The 17,892-nt window shown below is 41.2% G+C and carries 17 protein-coding genes; 15 read left to right on the forward strand and 2 right to left on the reverse strand.

From position 1 onward, the window contains the following. The first annotated feature begins 29 nt into the window (after nucleotides 1-29). The 7 genes from RZO55_RS06680 to RZO55_RS06710 all read left to right on the forward strand — a co-directional run bounded on the left by RZO55_RS06680 (nucleotide 30) and on the right by RZO55_RS06710 (nucleotide 9,879). Nucleotides 30-2,186, forward strand: a complete 2,157-nt coding sequence (locus RZO55_RS06680) for a methyl-accepting chemotaxis protein (protein ID WP_318063504.1) — start codon at nucleotides 30-32, stop codon at nucleotides 2,184-2,186. A 759-nt stretch (nucleotides 2,187-2,945) separates the two neighbouring features. Beyond that, nucleotides 2,946-3,659: an AzlC family ABC transporter permease gene (locus RZO55_RS06685; protein ID WP_318063505.1), complete on the forward strand. Its 714-nt coding sequence runs from the start codon at nucleotides 2,946-2,948 to the stop codon at nucleotides 3,657-3,659. Further along, nucleotides 3,656-3,991, forward strand: coding sequence for a branched-chain amino acid transporter permease (locus RZO55_RS06690; protein WP_318063506.1), 336 nt, complete (start codon nucleotides 3,656-3,658; stop codon nucleotides 3,989-3,991). Before RZO55_RS06685 ends, RZO55_RS06690 begins: the two co-directional genes overlap by 4 nt. Before the next feature lie 228 nt (nucleotides 3,992-4,219). Further along, a complete protein-coding gene (locus RZO55_RS06695; RefSeq protein WP_318063507.1) occupies nucleotides 4,220-6,274 on the forward strand; it encodes a methyl-accepting chemotaxis protein in 2,055 nt (684 codons plus the stop codon). A gap of 193 nt (nucleotides 6,275-6,467) precedes the next feature. Then, nucleotides 6,468-7,979, forward strand: a complete 1,512-nt coding sequence (locus tag RZO55_RS06700; protein WP_318063508.1) for a sensor histidine kinase — start codon at nucleotides 6,468-6,470, stop codon at nucleotides 7,977-7,979. 13 nt (nucleotides 7,980-7,992) lie between these two features. Then, entirely contained in the window at nucleotides 7,993-8,796 is an 804-nt protein-coding gene (locus tag RZO55_RS06705) for a response regulator transcription factor (protein WP_318063509.1), read from the forward strand. 18 nt (nucleotides 8,797-8,814) lie between these two features. Then, nucleotides 8,815-9,879 carry a TRAP transporter substrate-binding protein gene (locus RZO55_RS06710; RefSeq protein ID WP_336624270.1) on the forward strand — a complete coding sequence of 355 codons (1,065 nt, stop codon included), beginning with the start codon at nucleotides 8,815-8,817 and terminating at the stop codon, nucleotides 9,877-9,879. Nucleotides 9,880-9,935: 56 nt separating this feature from the next. Here RZO55_RS06710 and RZO55_RS06715 read toward each other — a convergent pair whose 3' ends face one another. Continuing rightward, the gene (locus RZO55_RS06715) at nucleotides 9,936-10,142 is read right to left on the reverse strand and encodes a hypothetical protein (RefSeq protein ID WP_318063510.1); all 207 of its coding nucleotides are present in this window, start codon (nucleotides 10,140-10,142) and stop codon (nucleotides 9,936-9,938) included. 148 nt (nucleotides 10,143-10,290) lie between these two features. On the opposite strand from RZO55_RS06715, the gene RZO55_RS06720 reads away from it, so the two are divergent. Then, the gene (locus RZO55_RS06720; protein WP_318063511.1) at nucleotides 10,291-10,710 is read left to right on the forward strand and encodes a LytTR family transcriptional regulator DNA-binding domain-containing protein; all 420 of its coding nucleotides are present in this window, start codon (nucleotides 10,291-10,293) and stop codon (nucleotides 10,708-10,710) included. 212 nt (nucleotides 10,711-10,922) lie between these two features. Here RZO55_RS06720 and RZO55_RS06725 read toward each other — a convergent pair whose 3' ends face one another. Then, entirely contained in the window at nucleotides 10,923-11,579 is a 657-nt protein-coding gene (locus RZO55_RS06725) for a DUF6709 family protein (RefSeq protein WP_318063512.1), read from the reverse strand. A gap of 188 nt (nucleotides 11,580-11,767) precedes the next feature. Here RZO55_RS06725 and RZO55_RS06730 point away from each other — a divergent pair, with 188 nt between their 5' ends. The 7 genes from RZO55_RS06730 to RZO55_RS06760 all read left to right on the forward strand — a co-directional run bounded on the left by RZO55_RS06730 (nucleotide 11,768) and on the right by RZO55_RS06760 (nucleotide 17,883). Continuing rightward, nucleotides 11,768-12,817, forward strand: coding sequence for a LacI family DNA-binding transcriptional regulator (locus RZO55_RS06730; RefSeq protein ID WP_318063513.1), 1,050 nt, complete (start codon nucleotides 11,768-11,770; stop codon nucleotides 12,815-12,817). Nucleotides 12,818-13,179: 362 nt separating this feature from the next. Then, on the forward strand, nucleotides 13,180-14,541 hold the full coding sequence (locus RZO55_RS06735) for an ABC transporter substrate-binding protein (RefSeq protein ID WP_318063514.1): 1,362 nt from the start codon (nucleotides 13,180-13,182) through the stop codon (nucleotides 14,539-14,541). Between the two features lie 72 nt (nucleotides 14,542-14,613). Continuing rightward, a complete protein-coding gene (locus RZO55_RS06740; RefSeq protein WP_318063515.1) occupies nucleotides 14,614-15,498 on the forward strand; it encodes a carbohydrate ABC transporter permease in 885 nt (294 codons plus the stop codon). Between the two features lies 1 nt (nucleotide 15,499). Beyond that, nucleotides 15,500-16,342: a carbohydrate ABC transporter permease gene (locus RZO55_RS06745; protein WP_318063516.1), complete on the forward strand. Its 843-nt coding sequence runs from the start codon at nucleotides 15,500-15,502 to the stop codon at nucleotides 16,340-16,342. 152 nt (nucleotides 16,343-16,494) lie between these two features. Further along, nucleotides 16,495-17,163, forward strand: coding sequence for an exonuclease domain-containing protein (locus RZO55_RS06750; protein WP_318063517.1), 669 nt, complete (start codon nucleotides 16,495-16,497; stop codon nucleotides 17,161-17,163). Nucleotides 17,164-17,173: 10 nt separating this feature from the next. Continuing rightward, a complete protein-coding gene (locus RZO55_RS06755) occupies nucleotides 17,174-17,350 on the forward strand; it encodes a hypothetical protein (protein ID WP_318063518.1) in 177 nt (58 codons plus the stop codon). Between the two features lie 14 nt (nucleotides 17,351-17,364). Continuing rightward, nucleotides 17,365-17,883, forward strand: a complete 519-nt coding sequence (locus tag RZO55_RS06760) for a GNAT family N-acetyltransferase (protein WP_318063519.1) — start codon at nucleotides 17,365-17,367, stop codon at nucleotides 17,881-17,883. The last annotated feature ends 9 nt before the right edge of the window (nucleotides 17,884-17,892 follow it).

Here is a 17,892-nt window from a genome sequence, read left to right on the forward strand (position 1 = left end):
GACATGCTGCGGAAGGGGGATTACGTAATATGTGGAAACGGTTAGATAAAAAGAAAAAAATACGGGTAAAAAGCAGGGTGAAGTTTACCCATCTCTCAACCAGGATTGCATGCATGGCGGGAATCATGCTGGTGGTGGTATTTGGTATATTAATAGGTATTACATCCAGAATGACAAAACGGGCAATGCAGCAGTCAGCTTTCGGAGAACTAAAAACGCTTGCATCAGAAAATGGAAAGGATATTCAACAGATTTTTGATACAGCACAGCAGGTTTCCAACCGGATTACCTATTATCTGGAGAATTCATCTGACAACCGAAAGCTGATGCTGGATCTGAGGATCAAGGCGGGTAATACGGCAGAACCATTTTATAAAAGCCGCGTTTCTGACAAAGTAACACTGGACACCAATGGTATGAGAATTGAGGATTATATGGCTTCCACCATTCGGTCTTCCATTATGTATTCCGAGGATATTAAGGGAATCAGTATTTTGTTCGAGCAGTATGGGTTAAGTTCAGCAGCCAGAAGCTATGGTATTCATGCCGGCCAGGATGGGAATGTGACCAGCAGCGGTAACTACGAAGATTATTCCATAAAAGACTATTATCAAAAGGCTCTTGAGACGGGGCAAAGAGTCATTACGGAACCTTATGAATCAAACGGTGAGATGATAATTACCATGGCTGTACCGGTAATTGTCAATGGCCGGACTCTGTGTGTGGTTTCCGTTGATGTGGGACTGGACCGGTTTAGCCAGGCGAAAACAGCCGCATCTTATCCAAGCATGTATACATTTATTCTGAATGAAGCCGGAACCATCATATCTGAAAGTACGGGAAAAGGGCTTGCCGGGACCAACGTTTCTGATTTTGTAACTACCCAGTCATGTAAAGACGGGATAAAAGCAGGTGCAGCAGCAGGAGAAGCATTCCATGTAATTGACGGGAATAAAAAAGGAGAAGTTTATTACTTTTTTGAACCGATTCAGTTAAATGGTGCCATCTGGTATTCTGTTACGGCCGTCAATGCCCGGGATATGAACCGTGAGGCGGAGCGTATGGCTACCCTGATGGCTGTTATATCCGTGGCGGCGATGATCATGATTCTGTTTATGATTACTGTTGTTATAACAAAGCAGTTAAAACCCTTACATAAATTATCTGAAGCAGCGGAACAGATTGCAGATGGAAACTTAAGCGGTTTTTCTGGTGTGGATTCGGGAGATGAGATCGGTCAGACAGCCCAATCCTTTGAACGGATGTCGTCCAACTTAAAAACCATAATTGACCGGATTTCCCTGGCACTTCATGAAATTGCAGAAAACCATTTGGATTTAGATGTGGATATGGGACTTTCCGGAGATTTCTTTAAGCTGGAAGAAGCTGTTAAAAAAATCACATTGAATTTAAATGCGGTTATGTATGAGGTAAACCAGTCGGCCGGCCAGGTGGCAGCAAGCTCCGGTCAGGTAGCAGAAGGGTCCCAGGTTCTGGCAGATGGAGCAGACACTCAGGAAAAAACCGTAGAACTGCTGTCAGGATCTGTCAACCATGTTTCCGGGAATATTAAGAAGCTGGCTGAAAAAGCAGGAGAAGTTTCCTTCCAGGTTCAGCAGACCGGAACGGAAGTGGTAAACTGTGATATGTCCATGCAGAACTTGTCAAAGGCCATGGATCAAATCCGTATATCCTCTGGTGAGATTGAAAAAATTATTAAAGTGATAGAAGATATTGCATTCCAGACCAATATACTGGCCTTGAATGCCGCTATTGAAGCAGCAAGAGCAGGAGAATTTGGAAAAGGTTTTGCAGTGGTAGCAGGTGAAGTAAGGAATCTGGCAGCCAAAAGTACGGAGGCGGCAAAGAATACAACCGATCTTATTCAGAGCTCTATGACGGCCGTTGAGAATGGAAACAGCCTTCTTGATGAAACGGTTCAGTCCATGATGAGGGTATTAGAGGACTCAGCAATGGCAGTGGAAGCAGTAGATTCGATCTCTGCTGCAGCGGGAAAAGAAGCCAGAGCTGTGGAGGAGATAACGAAGGAGCTTGACCGGATATCACTGGCTGTCCGTAATAATTCTGCAACAGCGGAAGAAAGTGCAGTATCCAGTCAGGAGTTATCCAGACAAGCCCAGTTAATGCGTGAATTAGTGGAACGGTTCCGTTTGAGAAAAGAATAGTGGAAAAACGCAGAGCAATGGAGTTACTTTTGCTCTGCGTTTTCTCTTTTTCGACAGAAAACAACAATTATTGTTTTAATTGAGTTAAAAATATATTCTGTTTTTAAATACAATAATGCATATTAAATCTAAATTAATGCATACAACTCGATAATTATCAATTTAATTATAAAATAAATAAAAATATATTGACAAATATAGGGCGTTCCGCTATAATTATGACATAACAAAGGGAAACCAGAGTTACAAAGAAGAGGAAAATTTAACGAAAGGAGGTACAGTCCACCAGAAAGAGCAGACTCGTTTCATTTGAAAAGATGAAACAAAGGCCCCACAATCTGCCGATGTGAATAACCAGCGGATACGAATTTCGTGATTTGTAATGAGATGAATCAATAAATAAAAGATAGTTTTATATTATAGAAGCTGGTTTGCAGCAACGGAGAGCGTAAAAAATTTATATAGATCATGTTGGTACATAGGTTACTTGTAAGGAAACATGACGGAAAAGAGGTATCAATTCCAATGGACGAGATAAATAGATAGGGATATCGGTGAGCATCAGTCAATCGATATCCCTATCTATTTGTGAATCAGTCATCAAGCCCTTCCAAATCAAAGGTAGGAGTGTATTCTTCTTTTGCACTGCTTTTTTCCTGCATAAATCTAGCCACAATATATTATTGACAAATAGAATTTAGTACTTTAATATAATAAAAAATATGCTGGAAAAAAGCAATCAAAAATGACAGGAACGTGATGATGAAAAAACAACATAAACGTATGGAGGCATTACAATATGCTTTTCCGAAAACAGTCCCGGTTATGGCTGGGTATCTTGTTTTAGGCGCAGCATTTGGAATCTTAATGAGAGTGAATGGCTTTGGCATTGTGTGGGCGCTCTTATGGAGCGTTTTTGTATATGCGGGAAGCCTGCAGTATCTTGGAATTACATTTTTTACTGCTGCGGTTAATCCATGGTACGCGTTATTGATGTCCGTAATGCTCAATGCAAGGCATTTGTTTTACGGACTGTCCATGCTTGATCGATTAAAAGGAGCGGGGAAGTTCAGACCTTATCTGATATTTTCGTTAACAGATGAGACATTCTCAGTTCTTTGTAGTGAAGAGGTTCCCGATCATCTTCCGGGAGACTGGGTTTATTTTTTTATTTCTTTACTGGACCAGTTCTACTGGGTTATGGGGACTCTTTTGGGTGCAGCTGCAGGAGCCATGCTCCGGTTTGACACTGCCGGAATGGATTTCGCCCTGACTGCTCTGTTTACGGTGATTTTTATTGATCAGTGGAAAGCCAGAAAGAACCGAAGGGCAGAACTGACTGGTGTTTTTTCTTCTGTTATATGTGTTTTGATTTTTGGTAAGGATGTTTTTATTATACCTGCCATGCTGATGATTTTATCTGTTATTACCATCGGCTATCTGAAAAGAAAAGATAAGGAGGAACCGATTTGAAACAAAATTACATAAATTACATCCTCATTACTCTGGCTATGATTGGAGCGACATTATTCACCCGGTTTCTGCCTTTCCTTTTTTTCCCTGCAGGAAAGAAGACACCCAGATATGTTACTTACCTAAGTAATACTCTGCCTTATGCTACCATAGGTCTGCTGGTGGTTTACTGTTTGAGAGGGATCTCTTTTACAGCCCGTCCTTATGGCCTGCCGGAGATTCTTTCCATTGGTGTCATTGCAGTATTACACGTATGGAAGGGGAATTCGATGCTTAGTATTGGAGGAGGGACCGTGTTTTACATGGCATTGATTCAGACTCTTTTTCGTTAGTTCTGGAACTTAAATTGTAAAAAGATATCTTATCCTTTAGTGAAAAAAGGAGAGGGATATCTTTTTTTTATAAGATTATAGACATTTGTCAATAAAAAGATAAATAAAATTCTAATGTCAATTTATGGATACGTTGACAAATAGTTACAAAATATCGTATAATATAACAAACCATTTAATAAATGTCATGGTTTATATTACCATTGATGAGACAAGGAGCATAAGACTATGAAGACACCGGGGGATAAGAAGTGGAATCGGAAAACCCAAAAGACAAAAAGGACTGGTCAGGGAAAGACAAAGAATGTGGGAACATCAATTAAGGCAAAGCTATCCGTAAAATCGCTTAAGATGAAGATGCTGATGTTTATTATTGCAATCATTCTTGGGCTATCCGTGACCAATATGATTGTCAGTATTTCAGTAAGTTTTAGCGGTATTACAGATGTCGTAAAAAGTGATCTGGAATCTACCGGAAAGCTGGTAAACAATTTAGTAGTGCAGAATTTAGACCAGATGAAAGTCAGCATCGAGGCAAGTGCTCAGGGGGGAAGCTTAAAGTCAATTAACTCCAGAGTAGTTACAGAATACTTAAACAATCAGTGTACTCTCTATGGTTATAAAGACCTGGCAGTAATCAGTAAGGAAGGCGTTGTTACACGTACCGCCAGCGGAGATCACATCGGTGACAGCTTTGCAGGAGTGGATTACATAACAAAAGCATTAAACGGACAGACCACTATTTCAACGACAGAATACGACAGCAACAATGAACTGGTAATCAGAGTGGCAACGCCCTATGATTTCGGAATTCTGGTTGGAACCTATGACGGTGCAATTTTAAGCAATCTGATTAAAGATTTCAAAATTGGCAAGACCGGCAATGCATTTCTTTTAGACAGTACCGGTACGTTAATTGCCGGTAATGATGCAGATCTTGTACAGCAGCGAAATAACATGATTGAGAAATCAAAGAGTGATTCTTCTTATTCCTCAATTGGGAAGATGTTTAAAAAGATAACTTCCGGTGCAACAGACGTTGGAAAATATGAATATAAGGGCATAAGCAGATACTGCTATTATAGTCCGGTAAGCGGCAGTGACGGCTGGTCACTTGGAGTGGTTGCTCCGATTAATGAGACCACTACATCTATTTATACAGTAATAGCTGGAATGGTAATTCTTCTTATAATATCCATCGTTGTAGGCTGCTTCCTGGCATTTTGGTTTGCAGGGTCCATCGCAGGTCCGGTTTCTGCAATTGCAGACAGAATGAAGCTTCTGTCAAACGGTGATTTAACCAGTGATGTACCGGTTGTCAAACGGAAAGATGAGATTGGACAGCTGGCAGAGGAAATCGGCAATTATGTAACCAGTGTCAGAAAGTATAACAACACCATTGCAGCATCTATGGACAAGATTGCATCTGGTGATTTCAGCACCTCTGAATCTATGGATTTCAACGGCGATTATGTTGTGATTCAGGATGCGGTACGTAAGGCGGAAGATATGCTTTCAAAAACAATGGAGACAATTAATGTATCTGCAGATGAAGTTGCAAAGGGCAGTGCCCAGGTATCCCAGGGAGCGCAGAATTTAAGCCAGGGCGCAGTGGAGCAGGCTGCATCTGTTGAGGAATTATCCTCATCCGTTAATGAAATATCAAATAGTCTTTTAAGTACAGCTAAGACAGTAGAGGGAATCAATAACCAGGCCGGCAGGGTTGGTAAAGCCATGGAAGACGGCAATGCACAGATGCAGGTTATGATGCAGTCCATGGGTCAGATCAGTCAGAAATCCAAAGAGATTGAGAAGGTTAATAAACTGATTGAAGATATTGCCTTCCAGACCAATATTCTTGCACTGAATGCAGCAGTTGAGGCAGCAAGGGCAGGAGAAGCAGGAAAAGGTTTTGCAGTAGTGGCCGATGAGGTGCGTAACCTGGCAGGCAAGAGTGCCAATGCAGCAAAAGATACTTCAAGCCTGGTTTCTGATACCATTGCAGCAGTCGAGAAGGGAACCGGAGTGGCTTCTTCCACAGGAGAATCATTAAATAGCATTCTTATGGAGACAAGAAGTATGGTTACTGCCATTGAAAAGTCTGCTGATGAGTTGCAGCAGCAGAGTGATAAGGTGACACAGGTAACCGTGGGAATCGAGCAGATCTCTTCAGTAGTTCAAAGCAACTCTGCCACAGCAGAGCAAAGTGCTGCAGCCAGTGAAGAACTTTCTGGTCAGGCAGAGAATTTACGGGAGTTAATGAGTAAGTTCCGTCTTCACTAAAAAGTAACAGATTATCAAACAACGAATAGGGTGCTGTCATACTAAGTAATTAGTGCGACAGCGCTTTTTGCTTTGAATAGGGTTCTGTTAAGATGATAATCTACAGGTGCATAAATATATAAAATCTGCTATAATAATAAAAGCTGGTTACTTTCCAAAATGATATGGGAGTATAAAAAGAGAGGGGAATGCGGTGAACGTGGGACTATGGGGGACAAAAAAGCTGCATGAGAAGTGGCTTTCTTTTACGTTAAAGCAGAAGATTAAGACAATCGCAGCCATGGTCATTCTGATCGTGGCACTTTCCATTATATTTAATATTGTAATACTGGATTTTGCGCTAAATGGATTCAATCAGATTCTGGAGGATAATTCCATGTGCCATGATTATCAGGCAGCTATGGAGGAAGAAGCCACAGCGTTTAAAAATTATGTGAGAGACCGTTCCGATGAGAGCAGGACCTTGTATGAGTCCGCATGCAACCGGACGAAACGAAGTGTATCTGAGCTGCCTTTTGACTATGACAGGGTGGGCAAAGAGCGGTATTCCATAACCTGGTCGATTCGAAATGGATATGAGAACTACAGTAAGTTTCGGGATTTATTTCTTATGGGTAAAGATGAAAATGGATTTTCTATTACCCAGTATATCAACGAACTGTATCGGATTTACCGGATGCAGGATTATCTTTCGGACTACGGGAAACGTCTGGTTCAGAGTACGTTAAGGGAAGGTACAGACGCTTATCATGCCAAGGTACCGATTTTGTACCGTTTTCCAGTAGTAATCCTGGTTCTGGCTGTATTGAGTATCAGCGCAACCTATTACGTCAGCCGTATGATGCACCGTGATATGGTAGTTCCTGTCGTTCGCCTGGCGTGTATATCCAGGAAAATAGCAGGGAATGATTTCAGCAATGAGGATGTGATAGTGGAAAATCAGGATGAGATCGGAGAACTCGTCCGAGCGTTCAATAAGATGAAACATGCAACCAGTCAGTATATTACCACTCTGAAAGAGAAAAATGAAATGGCAGATCTCCTGCATAAAGAGGAGATAGAAAAAATGGAGATAGAAAAAAGGCTTGATGCCGTTAAGCTGGAACTGTTAAAAAACCAGATTAATCCCCATTTTCTGTTTAACACCTTAAATATGATTTCCTGTATGGCGAAGCTGGAGGATGCAGGTACAACTGAACGTATGATTGAGTGTCTGGGCAATTTGTTCCGGTACAACTTAAAGACTCCTGAATCGGAGGTGTTGTTAAAGAAAGAGCTTCAGGTCGTGAGCGATTATATGTATCTGCAGCAGATGCGTTTTGGCAGCAGACTGCATTATGATATCCAGTGCCTGGTGGACAGCAGCCGGATTATGGTACCTACTTTTACGCTTCAGCCTTTGGTAGAGAATGCGGTAATACACGGCATTTCAAAGAAGGAAGTGGGGGGAAGCATACGCATAAGGATATGGGAAAAGGGCCAGAAAGTGATTATATCGGTTGCAGATACTGGGGTAGGAATGAGCGAGGAGAACTTAAATGAACTGAGAGAGGCGCTGGCTGTTCATTCCACTTCCAGGGTAGGAATCGGAGCAGGTAATATCTACCAGAGAATTCATCGTATGTACGATGATGGTGATTTTCAAATATACAGCAGACAGGGGCATGGAACAGCAGTCCTTCTTACCATACCGGTCAGACTGTAAAGAGGGAGCTTATATGTATCGGGTATTGATTGCAGATGATGAATTAATAGAAAGAAAGGTACTGTATAAAACACTGACAAAGGAACTGGGAGACCAGTGTAACATCTGGCAGGCGGAAAATGGACGGGAGGCATTGGAACTGTTTGATGAGCACGATATACAGATTGCGGTGCTTGATATAGAGATGCCTGGAATTAATGGAATTGAAGCGGCACAGGAGATGCGGCGCAGGAAAAAACAGTGCAGTATTATTTTTCTGACCGCTTTTGATGATTTCTCTTATGCAAAGAAAGCCATTGGAATCCGGGTTCTTGACTATCTGTTAAAACCCTGTAAGAAAGAGGAACTGATCAGTGTCCTGGATGAGGCGATGCGTCTCGCTGACAAGGCGGAGCTGGAAGAGAAAGAAGAGGAAGTGCCAGAGATGGTGGAATCTGCTCTTTTTAAACCGGCTGCTGAGTTGAATACAGGCGAAGGACAGGTGAGACTCCATAAGGTGGCTGAAGCCATACGTACCTACATGGAAGAGAATTATGTCAGGGAGCTGTCCATGCAGGAGGTTGCAAGGGTGATGAATTACTCAGAGGCCTATTTCTGTAAATTATTTAAACAGTGTTTCGATAAAAATTTTACAACATACTTAACAGAATGCAGAGTGGAAGCCGCCAAAAAACTCTTAAAAGAACCGATGGTAAATATAAAAGAGATTGGTGAGGCCGTAGGTTATAATGATTCCAATTATTTTGCCAAGGTATTTAAGCGGGTAACAGGTATCAGTCCCACGGAATACCGTATGAGCATATTTAACAAGAAATAAGTTAGGAGGAAGGGCTATATGAGAAGAGAACTACTAGGTTTGTTACTTGCTGCCGGTATGGCGGTAGCTCTTTCAGGCTGCAAAAACCCAGGCAAAACTGCTGCGAATGGAAGCTCATCCAGTGACAGGACAGCAGTGGAGGGAACAGGAAAAGGGATGTGGGAAAGCCCGGAATTTGTATTTACCTATGCTGAAAATCAGGCGGAAGATTATCCTACCACGCAGGGAGCTTATAAGTTTGCGGAACTGATCAGTCAGAAAACCAACGGAAGGATCTTAATTAATATCCAGGCAGGCGGGATATTAGGGGATGAGAAGTCTGTATGCGAGCAGCTGCAGTTTGGGGGAATTGACTTTATGCGGATATCCCTCTCCCCACTGGCCGAGTTTGTTCCGAAACTGAATGTACTTCAGCTGCCCTATCTTTACCGGGATGCAGACCATATGTGGCAGGTACTTGACGGGAAGATTGGAGAGGACTTCATGAATTCCTTTGAAGGCTCTGATCTGGTTCCTCTGTCCTGGTATGACGCAGGCGCCAGAAACTTTTACAGTTCGGTACGTCCAATCAGAAAGCTGGAGGATATGAGGGGGCTTAAGATCCGCGTTCAGGAGTCAGAAATGATGATTGGAATGGTGGAAGCCCTGGGAGCAAGTCCGGCACCCATGCCTTATGCAGAAGTTTATTCTGCGCTGCAGACTGGTGCCATTGACGGTGCAGAGAATAACTGGCCGTCCTATGAATCTACCAGTCACTATGAGGTGGCAAAATATTACACGCTTGACGAGCATAACCGCGTTCCGGAAATGCAGCTTTGCTCTCAGCCGACCTGGGACAAGCTGTCTGAAGCAGACCGGAAGATCATCAAAGAATGTGCATTGGAGTCAGCAGAATATGAGAGAAAGCTGTGGTCTGAACGGGAGAAGGAATCAGAGGAAGAGGTCCGGTTGGCGGGTTGTCAGATTATAGAGTTATCGCCGGAAGAAAAACAGAAATTCCAGAATGCGGTAAAGCCGATGTATCAGCGATACTGCAGTGATTATATGGATATTGTGAATGCCATTATTGAAACAGGAAGATAAAGAGGAAAACCCAGACGGATATCTTATGGATATTCTGGCTGGGTTTTTTTGTGAGATTACTGTTTATTATCTTTTACCCTTGCTTTTGGCAGATAAGGGTAGAGCTCCTGATATGATTCCAGTTCATCTTCTGATACCGGTTCTGAAGGAATCAGTCCGGTTAAATCGGTAGTGGAACAGGCTTGAATATCAATATCATAATTATTTTTTGCTGTGATACGGTCGGAAGATTTTGTGGCTTTTTCATTTTTTTCAGATTTCATATTTTATCTCCTTTCAGTGCGGTTAGGAATCTCATTGTTTTAGTGTGGAGAATTCTGTTGGAAATATTCATGGTTTCTTTCAGTTCCTTTTTGAGTTATAAATATATTAATGGCAATTTGTCATAACAGATTTACAGGGGGGGAAATTATGAGAATAGCCTTTTTGATTGATGAAAGGACGGATTTAATCGTATTATATCCGAAAAACAGGAGTATGGCGGATCTGGAAAAAATGAAATATTCTGCTTTTTTTAATGGTAAATTTTTTGCTTTTATGATCAGGGAAATTTATTATCTGGAATCCTATGAAAGGAAAACAAGTCTCATGCTAAAAGAAGGAAGAATTCGAATAAAAGCAAGATTGAATGAAGAAGAAAGAAAGCTTCCTAAAGAGTGGTTTGTCCGGATCAGTCGTCATAATATCATAAATATGCATCATGTCAGATCTGTAAAAGGTGAAAAGGTGGAAATAATCAATGGAGATATTCTGTATGTCAGCCATAACAGAAAGAAGATGTTTCAAAAAGAATACCGGATATTTTTAGAATTTTATAACCTGCTGGTGTAAGTAAAACGAAAAACGCAATGAAAATGGCAAAAAACGCACACCCCATTGTCAGGGCTGGCTGCAAATGCTATTGTTAATGTAACAGAAGTGAAACAAATTTATTTGTGGATTCTTCCTCGGCAGTTCTTATCTAATTTAAAACCTATCTTACGAAAATCTTTATGCAGGCAGCGGGAATTCAGCCGATTCCGTTGTCTGCATCTTCTTTTTGTTCATGCTACCGGCATATCTTTGGAAAATTCTTCTAATATGCAGAAACGTCTGTATATCTTCCTGAAGATTGCGGCTGAGAATAAAAGAAGTACAATGCCTGCTGTGAATAAAATACGATTAATAAGAAAGGCTCTGGGACGTATTAGAAAAGGAGAGCCCATTGCACTTATCTCCTCTTTACTGTATCCTGCCTGAGATAAATAGCTATGAAAATAGGGAATAAGATTCCGATCCATAGGAATGATTTCACCGTCAATAAATATTTTAAAACTGGGCTTTGGTCCCCCTTTGAGAAACGCATAAGTTTCCTTTGTCAGCTTGTCAAATGCCATATTATGGCTTCTGTCAGTTTTCAGCCCCAGATATCCGCTATTGAACGGAATAATATAATAATTTCCCGAATTTTTCCTGGGAATGATGATTCCTTCGCTGCTTTTTTCGTAAGTATTATCAGATGCAAAATAGTCAAGTGCATAGACCACATCCCCTTCTATGTGGCTCCCTGTTTTAATTTCTTTCCCTTCTAAAAGATCTTCGAAGGTGACAGGAGGGAGAAAAGATGTGATAAAACCAGAGAAAGAGAACAGTATGAGAATCATACCTGCTGCAAAAAACACTAGTATTCTGCTGTTTAAAGAATATATTAATTTTTTCATTGTTTTATAAACTCCTTCTCATAAGTCTATACTAAAACATGGTAACAAAAATATAAAAAAATGTCAATATATAAGGATGAATGAAACTGAATTATAAAAAAAACGCTTTTGTAAAACGTTTAACATTTATAGGTTGACAAATAATTAAAAATTTGAGTTAATAATACAAAAGATCACTGGAGGAAATAATGGCAACAATTAAGGAGCTTGCAAAGTGCTGCGGCGTATCAGTGGCTACCGTTTCCAATATATTAAATAACAAACCCGGAGCAAGTGAAAAAACCAGGAAGCTGGTTTTGGAAATGGCAGAACAGTTAAATTATACGCCTAATATTGTGGCAAAAAATTTGAAGATGCAAAAAACCAGAAGTATCGGTGTAATCGCAGAAGATATGACAATATTCAGCATACCAGATATTATTGACGGGATTACAGAATATTGCCAGAACCAGGAATATCAGATTCTGCTGACTAATTTAAGACTGTTTAAAAAATACAATGATACTTACTACAATAAAGAGGATTATTATGGACTGGTCAGACAGGAAATAAAAAAGCTCATGGAAAAACAAGTGGAAGGGATTATCTACGTGGCAGCTCATGAACGGGTTATCCGCTGTATACCGGATGATCTGCCCATTCCTACAGTGATGGCTTATGGGTATTCCAAAAGCAGCAGGATCCCGTCGGTTGTGGTGAATGATATCAGCGGAGCAGCCGAAATTGTAAAGCACATTCTGGACCATGGACACAGGAACGTTGGGGTAATAACCGGAAAGCCGGACAGCCTTCATGCCCAGGCCAGACTGGTGGGATACCAGCAGGTTCTTTTTCAAAATAAAATTCTTTATGATCCTGGACTTGTAGCAGAAGGGGACTGGACAAGAGAATCCGGGTACCGATGCGCCAGTGAACTGATAGAGAAAGGAGTCTCTGCCATATTTGCCATGAATGATCTGATGGCAGGCGGAGTTTACGACAGAGCGGAGGAATTAAAACAGACCATAGGCAGTGAGATATCCGTAGCCGGATATGATAACAGAGAACTGTCAGGATACTATCACCCACCCTTGACGACAGTCAGCCTGCCTCTCCACGATATTGGATATAAGGCAAGTAAATGGTTGATTGAGCTTCTTGGCGGCAGACAGCTGGAGCAGGAGGAGGAGAATGTCTGTGCACTGGACTGCACGCTTCTGGTCAGAAAATCTGTGAAGGATATTCCCCGGAGTTTGTAATTATGAGGGCGTTTATCAGTTATAAAAGGATAGACGTTCTTTTTTTTACGGAAAATCACAAAAGAAGACAGGATTTGACTGTAAAATGTGTAATATTACATAGTTAAACGATTAAAAAGTAATAAAAATTATGCAAAAATACTTTACATGAGTGTTTTGATGTGTTAGTATGCAATTATATTTAACGAATTTCATGCAAAAACAGTTGAAAATTAAACAGAAACACATGAAAATGCTGGTTTAAATAAAATACATATAAAACGTTTAATAAGCCGGCGCACTCTCCTGGGGGGACTTTTTTAGAATCATACAGATGGCAGGATCTGTCTTGATATCAAAGAATTTAAAAGGAGGATTCAAACATGAGAAGAAAAGTATTGGGGGCTGTTGCATGTGCGGCTATGGCAGTGTTTTTGGCTGCCGGATGCAGCAGTGCAAATGGCGAAGCGGGCAGCAAGGGAGCTTCTGCCGGAAAAAAGGCAATGGAGGTGGCAGGCGATAACGTGACTACATTAAATGTCTGGACGTTTATCGAACTTCACCAGGATTTTTATGTCAACATGGCTGAAAAGTGGAATGAAGCGCACCCCGATAAAAAGGTTAAGCTGGTGTTAAGCAACATGCAGTATGATGATATGCATAACAAGCTTTCACTGGCACTGGAATCGGGAGAGGGAGCTCCGGATATAGTGGATATCGAGCTTGGTAAATTTCCGGCTTTTATGGTTGGAGATATCGGGTTAATGGAACTGAATGATGTGATTGATCCTTACCGTAATAACATTGTAAAGTCCAGGCTGGAAATTTATTCTAAGGATGGTAAGGAATATGGTCTCCCCACCCACGTTGGTACCACAGTGGCATTTTACAATGAAAAACTATTAAAGGACGCAGGAATCAACTATCAGGATATTAAAACCTGGGATCAGTTTAAGGAAGCAGGAGTGAAGTACCATGAAGCTACAGGAAAATATTTTTCCTGTGTGGAAACATCGGCTTCCTGGATGGTCAACCTGATGCTGGCACAAAAGGGCGGAGATTATGTGGATAAAAATGGAAATTTAAACATTAACAGCCCTGAACTGACAGAAGTATTGGAATACATAAAAGGAATGCAGGAAACAGGGGCCTTTGCAACGGTTCCTGGCGGACAGCCTGATAATGAGGAAGCATATCCCTCTTATAATTCCGGAGAATATGCAGTACAGATCATGCCATTCTGGCAGACGTCCAGATTTGTAAATTACATGAAGGATTTAAATAAGCAGGTTGCCATTGCACCTGTACCTGTATGGAATACAGATGATAAAGAAACAGCAACAATTGGCGGAGGCGGAACCGGCACAGCAATTGTTAAATCTGGTAAGAATGCCCAGCTGGCTGCAGAGGTTATGGCTTACATCAAGCTTTCCGAAGAATCCAACCGTGAGGTATGGAATGTACTTGGATTTGATCCTGTTAATACCGCTGTATGGACAGATAAGACACTGACCCAGAATCCAGATAACAAATTTATCCAGTATTTTACCAATTATCCTTTTGATACTCTGTTAGAGAAAAAGGACAGCATTGGACTTTTAAGGGCTTATACGGATGAAAAATATCCTTCCATCAACAATGAATTATGTACGGTTACCTTGAACAGTATTTTTGAAGATGGTATAGATGTGAAACAAGTTCTTGAGTCTTCCCAGGAAACTTTAAATAATGAATTTAAAAAATAAAGACCAGCAATGCCGCAGGGAATGACAGCCCTGCGGCTGCTGTATCAGTAACATGACCGGAAGGGGGACAAAATGAAGAAATTCTTCTATTCAAAAAAAATAGCTCCTTATGTGTTCATCTGCCCTTTTGTAATTACAGTGCTGATTTTCTGGATGCTTCCTGTCTGCAACGGGTTGGTTTTGAGCTTTGAGGATGTATTAAAAAACAAATGGGTGGGGTTTGATAATTATTCCAGACTGGTGACAGATAAGATTTTCAGAAAAGCAATTTGGAACAGTTTTAAATACATGACAGGGACCCTGGTTTTGCTGATTCCATTCCCCATGCTTTTTGCAGCCATGCTAAACAGCAGATGGATTAAGAAAACTGAATTTTTCAAATCAGTATATTTTATACCGGCACTTACCTCTGTAGTGGTTGCAGGTACCATTTTCCGGCTTATGTTTGGAGAATCCACAACCTCTCTTTTTAACCAGGTGCTGGGATTTTTTGGATTGAGTCCGGTAAAATGGCTCAAGGGTGCAGGAACCAGCTTCTTTGCTCTGCTATTGCTGGCATGCTGGAGATGGACCGGAGTAAATATTCTCTATTTTCTGGCAGGTTTGCAGAGCATACCTTCTGATTTGTATGAGGCCGCTTCCATTGACGGGGCTTCCGGCTGGCAGCAGTTTCTTAAAATTTCAGTTCCTCTTGTGAAACCCACAACGGTCTATGTGCTGACAATCAGCATTTATGCAGGTCTTTCCATGTTCCTGGAGAGTAATATGCTGTTTAAAGGAAATAATTCACCTAATAACATTGGGTTGACTATCGTAGGGTATCTTTACAGACAGGGAGTGGAAAAACGGGCCCTGGGCTATGCATGTGCGGTAGGCTTTATTCTCCTTCTTGTGGTTATGGCGGTAAATTTAGTCCAGCTTAAGGTTACCGGAACATTTAAAGAGGGGAGGGACTGATATGAATAAAAGCACGACACACCGCACTGTTACACTTGTTTTCTATTTGTTTTTTACCCTTCTTGCTGCAGGGATTTTTCTTCCTGTCTGGGTTCTTTTCATAGCCAGCTTTAAACCTGGAGAGGATCTTCTTCAATACGGCCTGAATTTAGACATTCACCTTTCCGGTATGAATCTTAATAATTATACTCTTTTGTTTTTTGGTCAGCATGAATACTGGCGATGGTTTTTTAACAGCATTATTTTAACTGTATTCACCGTATTCGGAACCCTGCTGATCAGCTCTTTTGTAGGGTATGGTTTTGCTGCTTATGATTTTAAGGGGAAAAAGTTCCTGTTTATTCTGGTGCTTTTAATCTTATCCATCCCTCTGGAAGTGGTTATGCTGCCTTTGTATAAGCAGATATCCTCATGGAAGCTGATGGATAATTACGCTGCCATCATCCTTCCGTTCCTTGCTCATGCTTCAACCATATTTTTCTTCCGTCAGTATCTGCTCAGTATTCCTGCCTCTTTAATAGAAGCAGGGAGAATTGACGGGGCCACAGAGTACGGGATTTTTTACAGATTAATTATCCCGCTGATGAAACCGGCCTTTTCAGCTATGGCCATATTAAACGGAATGAACGCCTGGAACAACTATTTGTGGCCGCTTCTTGTAATCAGGTCTTCACAGAAGTATACTCTTACTTTAGGTCTGAATACACTGATTAATCCTTATGGGGATAATTACAGTCTTCTTATCGTAGGATCTGTTTTTTCTGTTATTCCGATATTTCTGCTTTTTGTAGCATTTCAGAAATATTTCATTCAGGGAATGATGGCTGGAGCAGTAAAGGGATGACTATTAATTTCATAACAGAGGTACGGATCAGCATTCCTTTTAACAGGGGTGCTGTTTTTTGACTTGATGAACGTAGCGTAAAACGTTATAATAGAAATGATACAACGGATATAAGGATTAAAGTCCTGTAACATACAGAAATGGAGGCAACTATGGCTGCAACAGAGCTGACAGGCAGACGTTTGAACCAATACATAGAAGATTACGTAGTATTTGATTTGGAGACAACGGGAGTGGATACTCAGGAAGACTCCATCATAGAGATATCTGCAGTGAAAGTGAAACATCATGTAATTACAGAAGAGTTTAACCAGTTAATTAATCCAGGCACACATATTCCGGCAGGAGCAACAAAAATTAACGGCATTACGGATGAGATGGTGAAAGAGGTGCCGTTTCTTTCTGAGGTTCTTCCGGATTTTCTTTCTTTTATAGGCGGAGAAGTTCTGGTGGGACATAATATTCAGTCGTTTGATCTGCGTTTTTTATACAGGGCAGCCGGGGAACTGATGGGAGTTTCATTACCAAATGATTATATAGATACCTTATTTATGGCAAGAGAACGCCTTCCGCAGCTGTACCGGCACCGGCTTACAGATATCTCTGCACATTTTAACATATCAACGGAGGGAGCCCACCGGGCACTTAATGACTGCACGATGAATCAGCAGTGTTATGAACAGATGGGAAAGCTGTCCGGGACGGAAGAGGTTTTTACATGTCCTCAGTGTGGTGGATTATTAAAGAAACGAAATGGCCGGTTTGGTGTATTTTATGGCTGCACCAATTATCCCCGGTGCCGGTTTACAAAGAATGGGTAGGAGGAGCAGTATGGATGATAAAAAAACGTATAATAAGGTCATGCTGATTGTGCTTTGTATTATTTTGATCTTGCTTTGCGCTGGAATTTATAGTTACATACAGGGATATGGCGCTGTGGAAATTCCTCTGGGGAGGGCCAAAATTGTCAGGGTCGGGATGGTTGTTCCTCCCGTACATATTCCCTGACAGAAAGGGAGCGAATGGAATTCAAGATTGAGCGTGCAAATGAAACAGATGCTGCTGTTATGGCAGATATCATTGAAAGAGTCTGGAAAGGCATCAATGATAAGCAGTGGTTTGTGGCGGATGACATAGAATATACAACTCGTATCTTATGCGGGAATCATGGTCTGGGCTATAAAGCAATAGAAATGGATACCAAAACGGCTGCTGGAATTTTCATTGTCTCTTTTCCTGGAATGAAGGAAGAAAATTTAGGCAGGGATATAGAACTTGCCGGTGTAGAATTGGAAAAAGTGGCGCATATGGAATCGGTTGCAATCCTTCCTGCATACAGAGGAAATGGGCTGCAGTATGCCCTGATGCAGCGGGGAGAAGCTGATTTACGAAAAATGGGATACAGGTATCTGATGTGTACAGTTCATCCGGATAATTCCTACAGTAGAAACAATATAATCAGACAGGGGTATGAGGTGGTTTTAACAAAGGAAAAATATGGGGGCTATATTCGGGATATACTACTAAAAAAGCTGTTTTAAGCGTTTATT

Source organism: Clostridium boliviensis (assembly GCF_033342255.1).
GTDB lineage: Bacteria > Bacillota > Clostridia > Lachnospirales > Lachnospiraceae > Lacrimispora > Lacrimispora boliviensis.

Bases quoted from the DNA above. Each gene is read 5' to 3' on its own strand.
- RZO55_RS06680 (WP_318063504.1), top strand. From the start codon at position 30: ATGTGGAAACGGTTAGATAAAAAGAAAAAAATACGGGTAAAAAGCAGG.
- RZO55_RS06685 (WP_318063505.1), top strand. From the start codon at position 2,946: ATGATGAAAAAACAACATAAACGTATGGAGGCATTACAATATGCTTTT.
- RZO55_RS06695 (WP_318063507.1), top strand. From the start codon at position 4,220: ATGAAGACACCGGGGGATAAGAAGTGGAATCGGAAAACCCAAAAGACA.
- RZO55_RS06705 (WP_318063509.1), top strand. From the start codon at position 7,993: ATGTATCGGGTATTGATTGCAGATGATGAATTAATAGAAAGAAAGGTA.
- RZO55_RS06710 (WP_336624270.1), top strand. From the start codon at position 8,815: ATGAGAAGAGAACTACTAGGTTTGTTACTTGCTGCCGGTATGGCGGTA.
- RZO55_RS06715 (WP_318063510.1), bottom strand. From the start codon at position 10,142: ATGAAATCTGAAAAAAATGAAAAAGCCACAAAATCTTCCGACCGTATC.
- RZO55_RS06720 (WP_318063511.1), top strand. From the start codon at position 10,291: ATGAGAATAGCCTTTTTGATTGATGAAAGGACGGATTTAATCGTATTA.
- RZO55_RS06725 (WP_318063512.1), bottom strand. From the start codon at position 11,579: ATGAAAAAATTAATATATTCTTTAAACAGCAGAATACTAGTGTTTTTT.
- RZO55_RS06730 (WP_318063513.1), top strand. From the start codon at position 11,768: ATGGCAACAATTAAGGAGCTTGCAAAGTGCTGCGGCGTATCAGTGGCT.
- RZO55_RS06735 (WP_318063514.1), top strand. From the start codon at position 13,180: ATGAGAAGAAAAGTATTGGGGGCTGTTGCATGTGCGGCTATGGCAGTG.
- RZO55_RS06740 (WP_318063515.1), top strand. From the start codon at position 14,614: ATGAAGAAATTCTTCTATTCAAAAAAAATAGCTCCTTATGTGTTCATC.
- RZO55_RS06745 (WP_318063516.1), top strand. From the start codon at position 15,500: ATGAATAAAAGCACGACACACCGCACTGTTACACTTGTTTTCTATTTG.
- RZO55_RS06750 (WP_318063517.1), top strand. From the start codon at position 16,495: ATGGCTGCAACAGAGCTGACAGGCAGACGTTTGAACCAATACATAGAA.
- RZO55_RS06755 (WP_318063518.1), top strand. From the start codon at position 17,174: ATGGATGATAAAAAAACGTATAATAAGGTCATGCTGATTGTGCTTTGT.
- RZO55_RS06760 (WP_318063519.1), top strand. From the start codon at position 17,365: ATGGAATTCAAGATTGAGCGTGCAAATGAAACAGATGCTGCTGTTATG.